The organism is Pseudomonas sp. H3_A02, assembly GCF_054671965.1.
This window is the reverse complement of record NZ_CP162807.1, coordinates 5,604,029-5,617,908: the sequence shown is the minus strand read 5'-3', so window position 1 is coordinate 5,617,908 and position 13,880 is coordinate 5,604,029. Positions and strand designations below refer to the sequence as shown.

Below are 13,880 nucleotides of genomic sequence, written 5' to 3'. Positions count from 1 at the left end.
GAATTCAGCCGTGCATAATATTGCGAGGGCGTTGCAAATGCACGGCAATCGGCCATCCCCAGGTCACCTTCGCCGGCAGCGGATCGCATTGAGCAGCACATCTCGCTGGATGAGGTTTTGAACATCCGCGCGCCGCATGTGTACTTGGTGGCCATCACCGGGGAGAGCTTGCAAGGCGTTGGGATATTCGATGGTGACCTGGCTGTGGTGGATCGTGCCATTGATCCAATCCACGGGCATGTGGTGGTTGCACTGCTGGAACAATGAGCCTGTCTGCAAGCGTTTGTAAGCTCGGCCGGGAGGTGGTTCTGCTTTCTGAGAATCCCAAACTCCCGGTACGCTACATTCTCGAAGGCGTCGAGCTGTCGAGCTGGGGCGTGATAACCAGCACAGTACGCAGCCATGTCTAAGCAGCAGTCAACCTTCGCACTGATCGACTGCAACAGCTTCTATGCCAGTTGCGAGCGGGTATTCCGTCCCGACTCGGCGAAGGTGCCCATAGTGCTGCTGAGCAACAACGATGGCTGTGTCATCGCCCGGAGCTACGACGCCAAGCCATTCATCAAAATGGGCGAGTCGTACTTCCAGATCAAGCACAAGCTCAAGCAGCACGGCATTGTTCCGTTCTCCTCCAACTATGCGCTGTACGGCACCCTGAGCGAGCGCGTGATGAGCCCGATCGAGGCGATGGTGCCGGCAGTTGAGGTAACGGAATCGTTTGCTGTGCGCTCTGGTAGCCTTTTCACTTCATCTGATGGCTATTTCGCCTCGAAGAAAAAACTGAGTAGAGCGATGTGTTGTCTCACTGGCTCATGCTGGCTTCGGTTTTTACATCAACCAGGCTTAATGCACTATCGGAAAATGCGCAGCCAGTGTCGATATATACGACATTGCCCAAAAGCATAATGTTGGGCACCGTTGAGTGCCCAACATAGATCCGGTCTACTCCTTTAATGGTTGTATGATATTGTTGATAAGTTTTTTCTCTGGCATACAACGCTGTCTTCAAGACTGGCCGCTGATGGCTGCTCTCCAGATTTTCCTGTGATTGCATCTTTGGCTTCCTGCCAGTCATCGTTACTTTGGATGACGGGGGCTTCGGCATGAACTATTCCAATTGTGTGATCGTTTGAAAGTTTGATTTCAATGACCAGTGGAAGTGCTTGCAGGGTTTTTGATAGTTCTTGCTGAATGTCGGGTTCTAACTCGTAGAGCCAGGCACCACCGTTTCGGATATGTCGGGGTATATCCCCGTGGCCGGAGATGCAGTGAATAAGCATCTGTTTATGATTGCCACGCACGGCATGGAACCACGGATTTCAAGCCATTCAATATATCTATGGAGTCCGGGCCTCGGTCAATGAGGTCGCCCACGGAAAAAATACGATCCAGTTTGTTTAAGGCTGCTGTTAGAAGTTTAAAATGCCCGTGAACGTCGCCCACTACAAAGTCGCGACCTTCTTTGTTGGGTGGGAACGATCTCGTTCTGTATACTTTTCAGTGCTTCAGCAGATGTTGATTGGCGGTGACTGTATCACTTGGCGAAATAAACAGTAAGACGCTGGACGGGGGAATAGCGTTGTACAGTCAAGCTTGAATCGCCTGCCCAACACACTTCTCAAAAACCTGCTCCATAGGCTCCATGACGCCGTTATAAGCCGCAATGTTGGCAAAAATCCACTCGTCCTTCTCAATCCCCCACCAACTGATTTCAAACCCGGCATTCATGATGAGGTGTTCAAACAGAATGCGTTGCGCACGGCCATTGCCTTCGCGGAAGGGGTGTACGACGTTGATGTCGGAATAGGCCTCTGCCACGGTAATTATCAGCTCTGCTCGCTCCATCCCTTCGAACCAGTTTGCCGCCGCCATGGTCGTGAAGACCTTGCTGGCTTCCTTTTCCATGTATTCGGGTTGGCAAAAGCGGGTGGCTTGTTTGGCCATGCCAACGGTGCGCAGCTCTCCGGCCCACTCAAACAGGTCAGAAAAGAGGGTTCGATGAATGTTTTGAAGGTAGGCCAGGCTATAGGGAGGAGGGCTGAATTCGACGTTGTCCGCTGCGATGGCCGAAAGCTGTTGTTCGGCTTCGCTCAGGGTCGGTTCGTCACGGATATCGAGTTTGTTGCGAAGGACTGTGGAGCCGGGATAGCAATAAGCGTCCTCACCGACTCCATATTTGTCAGGCATCAAGTTCGGGTCTGGGTGAAGGCCTTCAAGACCTCTTCACGCGTTGGCATTTTGCGTTCGCCGTCCGCGAAGGTCGTTTTGAAGCCTTCCAGACGGAGGCTGGCCGCGTAGTTGGATCTACGCGTCCTGGCGGCATAGGCCTTTTTGGTTTCAAGGCTGACATTGCCCATGGGGCTGGACCTCAATCGCGTTGGTTGGCCGATTATAGCCCATCCCGTTGGCATGGGCCTATGTCGCGACTTGGGCCACTGGCATCAGGCGTTGAATTGACCAATGGCGCTTGCGTTACGGTTCATCTCAAAATACTGTGTTTATATCCAGTATTCGAGATCACTTCATGCAGCTTATCGCCAAGCTCGGCATTCTTGCCGACGCTGCCAAGTATGACGCCTCCTGCGCCAGCAGCGGTGCGCCCAAGCGTAGCTCTCGAGGCCGTGAGGGGTTGGGAGCCACCGATGGCATGGGCATTTGCCATAGCTATACGCCGGATGGGCGCTGCGTCTCGTTGCTGAAGGTGTTGCTGACCAACTTTTGCCTGTACGACTGCCAGTATTGCGTCAACCGTCGTTCCAGCAACGTGCCGAGGGCGCGTTTTACGCCGGAGGAGGTGGTCCGGCTGACCTTGGATTTCTATCGACGCAATTGCATCAGTGGGCTGTTTTTGAGTTCCGGCATCATTCGCTCGGCCGATTACACCATGGAGCAGCTGATACGGGTCGCTCGGTTGTTGCGGGAGGTGCACCAGTTTCGTGGCTATATCCACCTCAAGACCATTCCCGATGCCGATCCGCTGTTGATCGAGGAGGCGGGGCGGTTGGCGGATCGCTTGAGCGTGAATATCGAGCTGTCCTCCGACATCAGCCTCAAGCGCTTGGCACCGGAAAAGCAGTTGACGACCATCCGCCAGGCCATGGGCACCATCCACCAGGGGCAACAGGCGGTGGCCGATGAGCCGCGGGCGCCGCGTTTCGCCCCGGCCGGGCAGAGCACGCAGGTGATTGTAGGGGCGGATGCCACTGATGATCACGCCATCCTGAGCAACGCCGAGTCGCTCTACCAGGGGTACGGTTTGCGACGGGTTTACTATTCAGCGTTCAGCCCGATTCCCGACAGCCCTGCCAGCGTGCCCCTGGCGGCGCCTCCGTTGCTGCGCGAGCACCGGCTTTATCAGGCCGACTTTCTCATGCGCGGTTACGGCTACAAGGCCGGCGAGCTTCTGAGCGAAACCCACAACCTGGATTTGGACATCGACCCCAAGCTGGCGTGGGCGCTGGCCAATCGAGAGGTGTTCCCGCTGGATGTCAACCGCGCCGAACCCGCATTGCTGGCGCGTATTCCGGGGATTGGCCTGCGTAGCGTGCAGCGTCTGGTTGCACTGCGCCGGGAACGGCGGGTGCGTTATGACGACCTGGTGCAGTTGCGGTGCGTGCTGGAGAAGGCGCGACCGTTCATTGTCACCAGCGATTACCGGCCTGCCGACGCCCAGGTGCGTAGCGGCCTGCTGCGGGCGCGGTTGCGTGACCCTCAGCGGCCGGTGCAGATGGGGCTTTGGTGATGATTGCCCTGGATTGTGATGATGATTTCTCCACGTGGCGCGATCAGGCTCGAACGTTGCTCGGCCACGGCATCGACCCGAGCGATGTCACCTGGGCCCAAGGTCCGATGGCCGATCTTTTGGCCATGCCAACGCCGCTGCCTCAAGGGCCTGGCTCGTTCCGTACGCGGGTCCCCGCAGCCTTGCTGACCCAGCTCGAACAGGCTGGCCGTTACCAAGGCGAACAGCGTTGGAATTTGTTGTATGAAGTGCTTTGGCGCGTTGCCCATGGTGACCGCACAGCCATGCTCGCGGGCGACCGTCTGGGCAGTGAACTGCAGCGGCGGATCAAGCAGGTCCAGCGCGAGGCTCATCACCTGCATGCTTTCGTGCGCTTTATCCCCCTGCCGCTGGCATTAGCCGAGCAACTGCAATTGGACCTGGTCGCCTTTCACCAGCCGGCCCATGACATCCTCGAAAGCGCCAGCGGCCATTTTGCCGAGCGGCTAGGGCAGCAACGCTGGCTGATCGCAACGCCGCGCGATGGCATCCGCTTCGATGGACGGTTGCTGGATTACCAGCGACGTTGCCCCGAGCAGTGGCAGCATTGGGCGCGTCACGCCGACGATCCCGGTGCTGAGCTTTGGCGGACCTATTACAAACACATTTTCAACCCGGCGCGGCTCAATCCCCAGGCGCTACGTCAGCACATGCCGGGGCGATTCTGGCAGCACTTGCCGGAGGGGGAGTTGATTCCTCGACTGGTGGGGTTGGCGCGGCGGGGGAAGCAGCGGGATGGGCAGGCGTTGGAGGTGGGGGAGAAAATGGGCAAGCGGATTGTTGTTGGTACTGTTGTTGAGGATTAAACAAGTTCTGAATCCATCGCCGGACATTCCCATCGGAAGTTTCCCTCAAGCTGTGTCGTTCCCCGCTGACTATCCACCCCATCACCCTGTGCGCTAAGTTTTCTCCGTCGCTGCAAATTCAGCGAGAGGGTGTGGAAGCCCTCACGAAAACCTAGCGCGTTGCACCGCTAAATTAAAAAGCAGACGCTTTTCCTAGGTCTGCTGTTAAATTACGGCGGCTGTACGCGGGGCGCCTTCGGGTGCGCCGGGTCCTAGGTTCTCGGTCTTCCACACCCGCGTACAGCTGCCACCCACCAGGTGGAAGTGGTGAAGGCAGTTCCTTTACATAACCTAGGTACAAGCCAATGAAAAAGCTCACCCCCAACTCTCAGAAAACCACAGCTAATCCAAGGTGGCTTTCGTCTAGCGTCACCCAAGAATATCTCCTGCCAAATATCCGAATCTCGATCCCGGATTCGGTCCCTTTGCCAGCGGCATCCCAATCCGCCACTGACCTCCCATCCCCGCAGGAGTAACCCCTCATGTCCCGCTACATGCCCATCACCGGTATCGAAAACAATTTCCACGCGCTCCTGATCGACACGGAAGCGCCGCTGGACGTGCTGCACGACACCGCCGCTTACCGCATCGCCGCTGTTACGCAGTTGCTGGAAAACCTCGCCATGCGTTCCGACATCAGTACGGACGCGGTGGTACTCCATGATTTCGCCCAAGTGCTGGCGATCCCCCTGCGCGATGGGTGTGATCTGCTGGATGTGATCGGGCGGCGATTGCAGGCGCAGGTGTTGGCGTTGTAATGGAAGTGGGCGACCTCATAAGGTCGCCTGCACTGTCAGCTTGTAACCCTGTGGGAGTGAGCTTGCTCGCGATAGCGGTGAGTCAGTTGATGGCGATGTTGGATGTGCTGTTGTCATCGCGAGCAAGCTCGCTCCCACAGTTTTTTTCGGGGAGTTCACAGGTAGTGCGTTCGTTGCAAACCCTCTGTGGGAGCGGGCTTGCTCGCGAAAGCGGTGTGTCAGTTTGCAGGTTGCTGGTCGTGCCGACGCCTTCGCGAGCAAGCCCGCTCCCACAGGGTTTGGTGGGTACGCAAATTTTGCGTACACCCTCAGTCCACTGTGGGAGCGAGCTTGCTCGCGATAGCGGTGGGTCAGTTGATGGCGATGATGGATGTGCTGCCGTCATCGCGAGCAAGCTCGCTCCCACAGTCAATTGGTGTGAACCCGCCATTGGCGAACAGCGCTTGAGTGGCGTTGATCAGTCCGCATCTGTAGGCGTAGAGGATGCGCTGCCCAGCCGATGCAACGAAGCACCCTCCAAGGTCTTCCACAGCTTGCGCATCGTCGGATTGCGATTGGCAATCGCACAGTACGAGCGAATCTCCAATCGCGTGCTCCATTGCTCTCCACCGGCCCGTACCAACAGCCCACGCTCCAGTTCGTCGGCCACCGCGCTCTGCGGCAACCAGGCCACGCCGTAGCCCTCGATGGCCATGCGCATCAGCAGCATGGCCATGTCCGCTTCATAACAGCGTTCCAGCGCGATCGGTTCTGGGCCGTTGTTGATGACGATGTCGGCGACGCGCCCCAGAAACGTGGTTGCCGTATAGGCCAGGTAGGGCACCGGCTTGCCGGCGCGGCCGGGCAGGCGGAACAGCGGTTCGCCCTTGCGGTTGGGCGCACACAGGGGGATGAACGCGTCGTGGCCGAGTACCAGGCTGCCAAAACGCTCGGCGTCCAGCAGGATGGGGGCAAGCGGGTGATGGTAGACCATCATCAAGTCGCAACTGCCTTCCTCCAAGGCAATGACGGCGTCATGGATGTTGGCGGCCACCACCCGGGCGTTGAATTGCTCGTTGTGTGGCTGGAACTGCGAGAGCCACTTGGGCAGGAAGGTCATCGACAGGCTGTGGCCGGCGGTGATCTGGATCGAGCGCCCGGGCATTCGTTCCACGTCGCGCAGCGTCGAGCGCAACCTCAGCAATCCGGCGAGGGCCTCTCGGCTTTCATCGCAGAAAGTGACCCCCGCCGGGGTGAGCTGGACGGGGTAGGTGCCCCGGTCCACCAACTTGACCCCCACCCATTCCTCAAGTGAGCGGATACGCCGGGACAAGGCCGATTGCGTCACGCAACGCACCTCGGCCGCGCGGGAGAAATTTTTCCATTCGCCAATCGCCAGAAGATCATCCAGCCATTTGAGTTGCATATCGAGAACTCCCGCTGTGAGAGCAGGATCTTACTGCGCAACTCCCCGGCATAGCGCGGCCTTTCGATAACTATTCCAAAACCGCATAGGGCTAGCTGGATTACTCATCATCCCTCCGAATCCGCTCTTTAGAATCGATCCTGCCAAGTAAAAAAACTCCAAGAACTACTTGAGGACAGCACCGTGAAGAAGAATAAGCTCCCCCGTCGAATTGCAATGGGCATTGCCTTGGGCGTGCTGGTCGGTTGGGCATGTCACCATTTCGCAGGGAGCGAGCAAAGTGCCAAAGAGATTGCCAGTTACTTCTCGATGGTCACTGATATTTTCCTGCGCATGATCAAGATGATCATCGCGCCCCTGGTCTTCGCGACGTTGGTGGGCGGTATCGCCAGCATGGGCAATTCCCGTTCCGTCGGCAGGATCGGAGCCCGGGCGATGGCCTGGTTTGTCACCGCCTCGGTCGTCTCGCTGCTGATCGGAATGGGGTTGGTCAACCTGTTTCAACCCGGTGCCGGGTTGAACATGGACGTGGCCCAGCACGCAACGGCGGCTGTGCCGGTCAATACCGGTGACTTCAGTCTCAAGGCGTTTATCGGCCACGTGTTTCCCCGCAGCATCGCCGAAGCGATGGCCAATAACGAGATCCTGCAGATCGTAGTGTTTTCGCTGTTCTTCGGCTTTGCACTGGCGGGGGTGAAGCGGGCGGGCTACACCCGGATCACCGACTCCATCGAAGAGCTGGCGAAGGTGATGTTCAAGATCACCGACTACGTGATGGCCTTCGCGCCGATTGGGGTGTTTGCCGCCATCGCCTCGGCGATTACTACCCAGGGGCTTGGCTTGCTGGTGGATTACGGCAAGCTGATCGCCGAGTTCTACCTGGGGATCCTGATCCTCTGGGCGCTGCTGTTCGGAGCCGGCTACCTGTTCCTCGGTCGCTCGGTTTTCTACCTCGGCAAGCTCATTCGCGAACCGATTCTCCTGGCCTTTTCCACCGCCAGCAGCGAATCCGCCTACCCGAAAACTATCGAGGCGCTGGAGAAGTTTGGCGCGCCCAAACGTGTGTCCAGTTTCGTGTTGCCTTTGGGCTATTCGTTCAACCTCGATGGATCGATGATGTACCAAGCGTTCGCCATCCTGTTCATCGCCCAGGCCTACAACATTGATTTGAGTTTCACTCAGCAGATGCTGATTCTTCTGACGCTGATGATCACCAGCAAGGGCATGGCCGGTGTCGCCCGGGCTTCGGTGGTCGTGGTCGCAGCGACGTTGCCGATGTTCAATCTACCCGAGGCGGGGCTGCTGTTGATCATCGGTATCGACCAGTTCCTCGACATGGCCCGCACCGCCACCAACGTGGTGGGCAACAGCATTGCCACGGCGGTGGTCGCCAAGTCCGAACCCCATGAAGAGGCCGACGAGGCCGAAGGCGTACATGCGCCTGCTCGGTCGCGATCCGAGCCGGTGCCGGTGGCTTGAGGAGACGGTCATGAAGGCTAAAGCGAAGTCGAGCCGCAAGGCTTCCGTGGTTCGCAAGTTGGGCATTGTCGGTGGGCTTGGATCACTGGCCGGCGGCGATCTGTTCTACAAGTTGGTCAAGTCCCGGGCGGTGCTAGAGGATCAGGGGCGCTACCATTTCCTCTTCGAGCAGCACCCCTTCAAGGACGTGCTACTGCCGCTGGACCAGGGCGCGAGCATGACGTCACGCAAGTTTTATGTGTATCAGGTGTGCAAGTCGTTCGAGGACGGTGGTTTCGATGCGGTGATGCTCCCATGCTTCGCCAGCCATACCTTTCGCGCTGAAATCGAGGAGGAACTGGGCATTCCCGTACTGGACATGATGGCTGCCTTGACCCGGCACGTCAGCCACACGGTGCCGCCCCAGGCGATGTTGGGGGTGATCGCCTCCGACTTCGTGCGCCATTGCGGCTTGTTCGAGCGACATTTTGGCAAAGACTTCCAGATTGTTTACCCCGACGCAGACGCTCAAGCGGGGTTGATGGAGGCGATGTACGGCCTCAACGGCATCAAGGACGGTCACCTGGAGGGCGTGCCGCTTGAAGCGGTCTATCGGGCGTGTCTCTCATTGCAGGCCCGGGGGGCGACGGTGATCCTGCCGGGCATGACCGAGCTTTCCCTGGTCTGCGCCGATTTGCAGCGTCGTGGAATCACCGTGCTGGACATCAATGAGATTTACGCCGACTTCGCGACACTGGACCAGCAGCCCAGGCGACCGCCGTTCAAGTTGGGCATCGTGGGCGGCGTTGGGCCTGCCGCCACGGTGGATTTCATGGCCAAGGTGGTGGCCAATACACCAGCGGGGAAGGACCAGGACCACATCAAGATGGTGGTCGAGCAAAACCCGCAGATACCGGATCGAACGGCCAACCTGCTGCGCGATGAAACCGATCCGACGATGGCGATGTACGCCACGTGCAAACGTCTCGAAAGTGCCGGCGCCAACGCCATCGCCATTCCCTGCAACACCGCCCATGCGTTCGTCGAACGGATCCAGGCTCACCTGAGGGTGCCCATCGTGAACATGCTGGGCGAGACGGTGGCGTGGATCGCGCGCACCTATGGTTCGGGCAAGGTGATTGGCCTGCTGGCGACGTCCGGTACGGTGCAGAGCCAGGTTTATCACCAGGCGGCGTGTCATGCCGGGCTCCAGGTGCTTACGCCAGGTGTCGATTACCAGGCGATGGTCATGGACGCCATCTACGGACCGCGGGGGATCAAGGCTGGCTTCACGCAAGGGCTCTGCAAGGAGCAATTGTTGCTGGCGGCGGAGCACCTGTGCGAGTTGGGGGCGGGGGTGTTGATCTTGGGGTGTACCGAGTTGCCGCTGGTGCTGGCGCATTGCGAGGCGTTCGATATCAATGGGCACACGGTGGCGCTGGTTGATCCGACGATGATCCTGGCGTTGAAGTGTGTGGCGTTGGCGCAAAGGCACGGTCCTGTGGGAGCAAGGCTTGCCCGCGATGAAGCTAACGCGGTCTCCTGAAGGCCAAGGTGCCTGCATCGCGAGCAAGCTTTGCTCCCACAGATGAATCAACCAGCCTTGGCTGGCCCGCGCAACGCCGCAATGTCCCGCTTGGGCGGCACGCCAAACAAGCGGGCATATTCGCGGCTGAACTGGGACGGGCTTTCATAGCCCACCTTGAAGGCCGCACTCGCCACGTCCACGTGCTCGTTGAGCATCAAGCGTTTGGCTTCGTTCAACCGCAGCCACTTCTGGTATTGCAGCGGGCTCATCGCCGTGAGCTGGCGGAAGTGGTGGTGAAACGTCGGCGCGCTCATTTGCACTCGCGCTGCGAGGTCGTCCACGCGCACGGGCTCGGTGTAGTTCAATTTCAACCAGTCGATGGCCTTGGCGATCCGGTAGCCCTGGCTATCGACCGAGGCGATCTGCCGCAGCCGGGCGGCTTGGTCGCTGAGTAGCAGCCGATAGTGGATCTCGCGCTGGATCAATGGTGCCAGTATGGGAATCGCTTCCGGCTCATCGAGCAACGCCAGCAGGCGTGCGAACGGCGCCAGCAGGTCTGGTGTCGCGGTGCCAATTCCTGCGCCAATCCCGACCGCTCGATCACGCGACGGCGCCAGGCTGCCTTGGGCGATCAGGTCGGCCACCATGCGCAAGTCGAGCCTCAGGACCAGGCCCAGGCAGGGTTGTTCCGGGCTCGCCTGCAACACCTCGGAATTGGCCGGGATGTCCAGAGAGGTCATGAGGAACCGACTGGTGTCGTAACCATAGGCTTCGCCGCCGATCCATACCTGCTTCTCGCCTTGGGCCACCAGCACGATGCTTGGTTCGATCATGCAAATCACCGGCGGCGCCGGGGTTTCACGCCGGAAGAAGACGAGGCCGGGAATGGGCGTTTCGAAGTCGCCCGGGTGTGGGGCCCAGGCGCCAATGATGGCGCTCAATGTCTCTTGTACGGATCTGCGTTGGACGGCCATGTCGGCTCCGGGTGTCATCTGGGCTCAAGCGCTATAGGCAGAACATTAACGCGCTAAATGAAGCGCTGCCTATACGCGATGGAAGAACTCATAGGATCAGGCAAGCATCTCAGCGTAATGCGTTACCGGCCGGCCGGGTTGAGCCCTGAAAATACCCCCTCACTCTATCCAGCAAGGAGTCTTCTGATGCGTGTACAAGCCTATGGCGCCCGCACGGGCGACAAGCCCCTTGAACCCCTGCAGATCACTCGTCGGACGCCGGGCGCCCACGACGTCCAGGTCGACATCGCTTTTTGTGGTATCTGCCATTCGGACCTGCACCAGGTGCGCGCCGAGTGGGCGGGTACCCAGTTCCCCTGCGTGCCGGGCCACGAAATCGTCGGTCGGGTAGCGGCGGTCGGTGCCCATGTGTCCGTCTTCAAGACGGGCGACCTGGTCGGCGTCGGCTGCATCGTCGACAGTTGCAAGCACTGCGACGACTGCGACAGTGGCCTGGAAAACTATTGCGACGGGATGATCGGGACCTACAACTTCCCAACCCCGGATGAACCCGGTTGGACGCTGGGCGGTTATTCGCAAAACATCGTGGTGCATGAGCGCTATGTGTTGCGCATTCGTCACGCCGAGGACCAACTGGCCGCCGTCGCGCCACTGCTCTGCGCCGGCATCACCACCTATTCGCCGTTGCGCCACTGGAACGTCGGGCCGGGCAAGAAAGTCGGTGTGGTCGGCATCGGTGGCTTGGGTCACATGGGTATCAAGCTCGCCCATGCAATGGGGGCTCATGTCGTGGCGTTCACCACGTCCGAGTCCAAGCGCGAGGATGCCAGGCAATTGGGGGCTGACGAGGTCGTCGTGTCGCGCAATGCCGAAGAAATGGCCGGGCATACCAAGAGCTTTGATTTCATCCTCAACACCGTAGCGGCGCCCCATGACCTCGACGCGTTGCTGGTGCTGCTCAAGCGCGACGGCACGATGGCCCTGGTGGGCGCCCCGGCAACCGCGCATCCTTCGCCGAATGTCTTCAACCTGATCATGAAGCGGTGCACCCTCGCCGGGTCGATGATCGGTGGCATTCCTGAGACCCAGGAGATGCTCGACTTCTGCGCGCAGCACGGCATCGTCGCTGACATCGAACTGGTTCGGGCCGAGCAGATCAACGCGTCCTATGAACGCATGCTCAAGGGCGACGTCAAGTATCGCTTCGTGATCGATAACGCGTCCTTGGCCGGCTGATAGGCGTGCCAATGGGTTGCTCGCGAAAGGGGGCTGCCTGGGGCCGTGATGTTGGCTGTGCCGACGCCTTCGCGCGCAAGCTCACTCCCACAGGGGAGGTGTGGCAGGCACGAAATAGGTGAACACCCCCATTCAAAACTGTGGGAGCGAGCTTGCTCGCGATAGCGGTCTGCCTGAAGCGGTGATGTTGGATGTGCCACCGTCATCGCGAGCAGGCTTGCGCTCACAGATCCGTCAAGCAACACAGGATTGTCATCCAATGACCGATAACTCATTGCCACAAGACCGGCCCGCCTGGGGCGCGGTACTTGCCATGGCGCTTGCCGCGTTCGTGCTGGTTGCCTCGGAGTTCATGCCCGTCAGCTTGCTGACGCCGGTAGCGGCCGATCTTCATGTCAGCGAAGGGCAGGCCGGTCAAGGCATTGCCGTTTCTGGCGCCTTTGCCTTGATCACCAGTCTGTTCATCGCTTCGATTGCCGCCCGGGTCGACCGAAAATGGCTCCTGCTGGGGCTGACCTTGCTGATGATCGTCTCAGGCACCGTGGTGGCGTTCGCGCCGAACTACCCGGTATTCATGGTCGGTCGCGCGTTGATCGGCGTGGCGATTGGCGGTTTCTGGTCGCTGTCGGCGGCCACGGCCATGCGGCTCGTGCCGGACGCTCAGGTTCCGCAGGCACTGGCCATCGTCAACGGCGGCAATGCCTTGGCGACAGTGATTGCTGCGCCGCTGGGCAGTTTCTTGGGGGCGATCATCGGTTGGCGTGGCGCGTTTTTCTGCATCGTGCCCGTCGCCGCCATCGCCCTGGTCTGGCTGCTGCTACGCCTGCCTTCCATGCCTGCGCAGGCGAAGCAGGGCAGTACCAGCGTCTTCAAGTTGATGACCCGGGCACCGGTCGCGCTGGGCATGCTGGCGGTCAGCACGTTTTTCATGGGCCAGTTCATGTTGTTCACCTATCTGCGACCATTCCTCGAAACGGTGACGCAGGTGAGCGTTTCAATGCTGTCCTTCATGTTGCTGGTGATCGGTGTGGCGGGGCTGCTGGGTACCTTCCTGATCGGGACCTGCTTGAAAAACCACCTCTATCGGACGCTCATCGTCATCCCCCTGTTGATGGCCGCGATTGCCATTGCCCTGGTGGGGTTCGGCGAGTCGGTGGTGTTCACGACCCTCTTGCTCGGCCTTTGGGGCCTGGTGGCCACCGCTGCGCCCGTAGGTTGGTGGACCTGGCTTTCGCGAACGCTGCCGGAAGATGCCGAAGCCGGTGGCGGCCTGATGGTGGCGATCGTCCAGCTCGCCATCGCCGGAGGCGCGACAGTGGGTGGGTTGCTGTTTGATCTGAGTGGCTATCGCGCGACCTTCGAAACCAGTGCAGCCGTGTTGGCTATGGCGGCTGTGCTGACGGTGCTGGCTGCTCGCTCAGCGCTCCGGCAATCTTTATCGACCACGCAAGCAACGCACTATGGCGCGGCGGTTTGAGGCGAGTGATGTAAGCCAAGAGAGGGCGACCGTTGGGCGCCTGAGGTTAATGGCACATTGATGGCTTGTTATACTCTGGGTCTGTTACCCATCATGTTGGTTGATTGTGACTACCGAGCGAATTTCCCAATTAGAGCAAGCCCTGATGGCTGTGATCGCCGCTGCCGGGAAGATGGGCATCAGCCGCGATGAATTGTGCGCGCAGGCCGTGGGTGGGCTGATATCCGATCCGTACTGGAGCTGGGCGGATGCCCGATACGCGCAAGGCGCGGCTGACGAAATCGACAATGCCTTGAATGCCCTTGTGGGAAGGCCGGCGATGGAACTGGCGCTACCGGTGCCCGGGACCGACCCAACACTCGAATCAGCGCCACAGATCTAGTGTGTTCTCCAATAAAAATGGGCGACCTCGGGTCGC

At 59.5% G+C, this 13,880-nt stretch carries 14 protein-coding genes and 2 pseudogenes; 10 read left to right on the top strand and 6 right to left on the bottom strand.

The window, feature by feature from the left end:
- Window positions 1–54: 54 nt before the first annotated feature.
- Together AB4N80_RS24705 and AB4N80_RS24700 are read left to right on the top strand one after the other, a co-directional pair.
- A pseudogene (locus AB4N80_RS24705) lies at window positions 55–410 on the top strand (LexA family protein).
- A pseudogene (locus AB4N80_RS24700) lies at window positions 403–735 on the top strand (Y-family DNA polymerase); the annotation flags it as partial. The pseudogenes AB4N80_RS24705 and AB4N80_RS24700, both read left to right, overlap by 8 nt.
- A gap of 215 nt (window positions 736–950) precedes the next feature.
- Here the strand turns inward: AB4N80_RS24700 and AB4N80_RS24695 are convergent.
- The 4 genes from AB4N80_RS24695 to AB4N80_RS24680 all read right to left on the bottom strand — a co-directional run bounded on the left by AB4N80_RS24695 (window position 951) and on the right by AB4N80_RS24680 (window position 2,357).
- Window positions 951–1,301 carry a metallophosphoesterase family protein gene (locus AB4N80_RS24695; protein ID WP_460079308.1) on the bottom strand — a complete coding sequence of 117 codons (351 nt, stop codon included), beginning with the start codon at window positions 1,299–1,301 and terminating at the stop codon, window positions 951–953.
- Entirely contained in the window at window positions 1,285–1,443 is a 159-nt protein-coding gene (locus AB4N80_RS24690) for a metallophosphoesterase (protein WP_460079305.1), read from the bottom strand. The genes AB4N80_RS24695 and AB4N80_RS24690 overlap by 17 nt, the downstream gene beginning before the upstream one ends.
- 144 nt (window positions 1,444–1,587) lie before the next feature.
- Complete coding sequence (locus tag AB4N80_RS24685) at window positions 1,588–2,187, bottom strand: putative adenosine monophosphate-protein transferase Fic (RefSeq protein WP_460079302.1); 600 nt, start codon at window positions 2,185–2,187, stop codon at window positions 1,588–1,590.
- The gene (locus tag AB4N80_RS24680) at window positions 2,187–2,357 is read right to left on the bottom strand and encodes a YhfG family protein (RefSeq protein ID WP_003199786.1); all 171 of its coding nucleotides are present in this window, start codon (window positions 2,355–2,357) and stop codon (window positions 2,187–2,189) included. Before AB4N80_RS24680 ends, AB4N80_RS24685 begins: the two co-directional genes overlap by 1 nt.
- Before the next feature lie 167 nt (window positions 2,358–2,524).
- On the opposite strand from AB4N80_RS24680, the gene AB4N80_RS24675 reads away from it, so the two are divergent.
- The 3 genes from AB4N80_RS24675 (at window position 2,525) to AB4N80_RS24665 (ending at window position 5,384) form a co-directional block, all read left to right on the top strand.
- Complete coding sequence (locus tag AB4N80_RS24675) at window positions 2,525–3,742, top strand: putative DNA modification/repair radical SAM protein (RefSeq protein ID WP_122568007.1); 1,218 nt, start codon at window positions 2,525–2,527, stop codon at window positions 3,740–3,742.
- Window positions 3,742–4,587: a TIGR03915 family putative DNA repair protein gene (locus AB4N80_RS24670; RefSeq protein WP_460079300.1), complete on the top strand. Its 846-nt coding sequence runs from the start codon at window positions 3,742–3,744 to the stop codon at window positions 4,585–4,587. The genes AB4N80_RS24675 and AB4N80_RS24670 overlap by 1 nt, the downstream gene beginning before the upstream one ends.
- 521 nt (window positions 4,588–5,108) lie before the next feature.
- The gene (locus tag AB4N80_RS24665; RefSeq protein WP_103308880.1) at window positions 5,109–5,384 is read left to right on the top strand and encodes a hypothetical protein; all 276 of its coding nucleotides are present in this window, start codon (window positions 5,109–5,111) and stop codon (window positions 5,382–5,384) included.
- 457 nt (window positions 5,385–5,841) lie between these two features.
- Here AB4N80_RS24665 and AB4N80_RS24660 read toward each other — a convergent pair whose 3' ends face one another.
- Window positions 5,842–6,789, bottom strand: a complete 948-nt coding sequence (locus tag AB4N80_RS24660) for a LysR substrate-binding domain-containing protein (protein WP_305491996.1) — start codon at window positions 6,787–6,789, stop codon at window positions 5,842–5,844.
- A gap of 183 nt (window positions 6,790–6,972) precedes the next feature.
- Here AB4N80_RS24660 and AB4N80_RS24655 point away from each other — a divergent pair, with 183 nt between their 5' ends.
- On the top strand, window positions 6,973–8,268 hold the full coding sequence (locus AB4N80_RS24655) for a dicarboxylate/amino acid:cation symporter (protein WP_305483134.1): 1,296 nt from the start codon (window positions 6,973–6,975) through the stop codon (window positions 8,266–8,268).
- Between the two features lie 10 nt (window positions 8,269–8,278).
- The gene (gene cuyB / locus AB4N80_RS24650) at window positions 8,279–9,793 is read left to right on the top strand and encodes a cysteate racemase (protein WP_122568011.1); all 1,515 of its coding nucleotides are present in this window, start codon (window positions 8,279–8,281) and stop codon (window positions 9,791–9,793) included.
- 47 nt (window positions 9,794–9,840) lie between these two features.
- On the opposite strand, the gene AB4N80_RS24645 is transcribed toward cuyB, so the two are convergent.
- Complete coding sequence (locus AB4N80_RS24645; protein WP_460079294.1) at window positions 9,841–10,749, bottom strand: AraC family transcriptional regulator; 909 nt, start codon at window positions 10,747–10,749, stop codon at window positions 9,841–9,843.
- A gap of 186 nt (window positions 10,750–10,935) precedes the next feature.
- Here AB4N80_RS24645 and AB4N80_RS24640 point away from each other — a divergent pair, with 186 nt between their 5' ends.
- From AB4N80_RS24640 to AB4N80_RS24630, 3 genes are all read left to right on the top strand, one after another.
- Complete coding sequence (locus AB4N80_RS24640) at window positions 10,936–11,985, top strand: NAD(P)-dependent alcohol dehydrogenase (RefSeq protein ID WP_460079291.1); 1,050 nt, start codon at window positions 10,936–10,938, stop codon at window positions 11,983–11,985.
- A 259-nt stretch (window positions 11,986–12,244) separates the two neighbouring features.
- Entirely contained in the window at window positions 12,245–13,462 is a 1,218-nt protein-coding gene (locus AB4N80_RS24635) for an MFS transporter (protein ID WP_460090368.1), read from the top strand.
- A 145-nt stretch (window positions 13,463–13,607) separates the two neighbouring features.
- The gene (locus AB4N80_RS24630) at window positions 13,608–13,844 is read left to right on the top strand and encodes a hypothetical protein (RefSeq protein ID WP_205929649.1); all 237 of its coding nucleotides are present in this window, start codon (window positions 13,608–13,610) and stop codon (window positions 13,842–13,844) included.
- The last annotated feature ends 36 nt before the right edge of the window (window positions 13,845–13,880 follow it).

Coding starts and splice junctions, on each gene's coding strand:
- AB4N80_RS24680 (WP_003199786.1), bottom strand. CDS start 2,357: ATGGGCAATGTCAGCCTTGAAACCAAAAAGGCCTATGCCGCCAGGACG.
- AB4N80_RS24630 (WP_205929649.1), top strand. CDS start 13,608: ATGGCTGTGATCGCCGCTGCCGGGAAGATGGGCATCAGCCGCGATGAA.
- AB4N80_RS24635 (WP_460090368.1), top strand. CDS start 12,245: ATGACCGATAACTCATTGCCACAAGACCGGCCCGCCTGGGGCGCGGTA.
- AB4N80_RS24685 (WP_460079302.1), bottom strand. CDS start 2,187: ATGCCTGACAAATATGGAGTCGGTGAGGACGCTTATTGCTATCCCGGC.
- AB4N80_RS24670 (WP_460079300.1), top strand. CDS start 3,742: ATGATTGCCCTGGATTGTGATGATGATTTCTCCACGTGGCGCGATCAG.
- AB4N80_RS24645 (WP_460079294.1), bottom strand. CDS start 10,749: ATGGCCGTCCAACGCAGATCCGTACAAGAGACATTGAGCGCCATCATT.
- AB4N80_RS24665 (WP_103308880.1), top strand. CDS start 5,109: ATGTCCCGCTACATGCCCATCACCGGTATCGAAAACAATTTCCACGCG.
- cuyB (WP_122568011.1), top strand. CDS start 8,279: ATGAAGGCTAAAGCGAAGTCGAGCCGCAAGGCTTCCGTGGTTCGCAAG.
- AB4N80_RS24675 (WP_122568007.1), top strand. CDS start 2,525: ATGCAGCTTATCGCCAAGCTCGGCATTCTTGCCGACGCTGCCAAGTAT.
- AB4N80_RS24660 (WP_305491996.1), bottom strand. CDS start 6,789: ATGCAACTCAAATGGCTGGATGATCTTCTGGCGATTGGCGAATGGAAA.
- AB4N80_RS24640 (WP_460079291.1), top strand. CDS start 10,936: ATGCGTGTACAAGCCTATGGCGCCCGCACGGGCGACAAGCCCCTTGAA.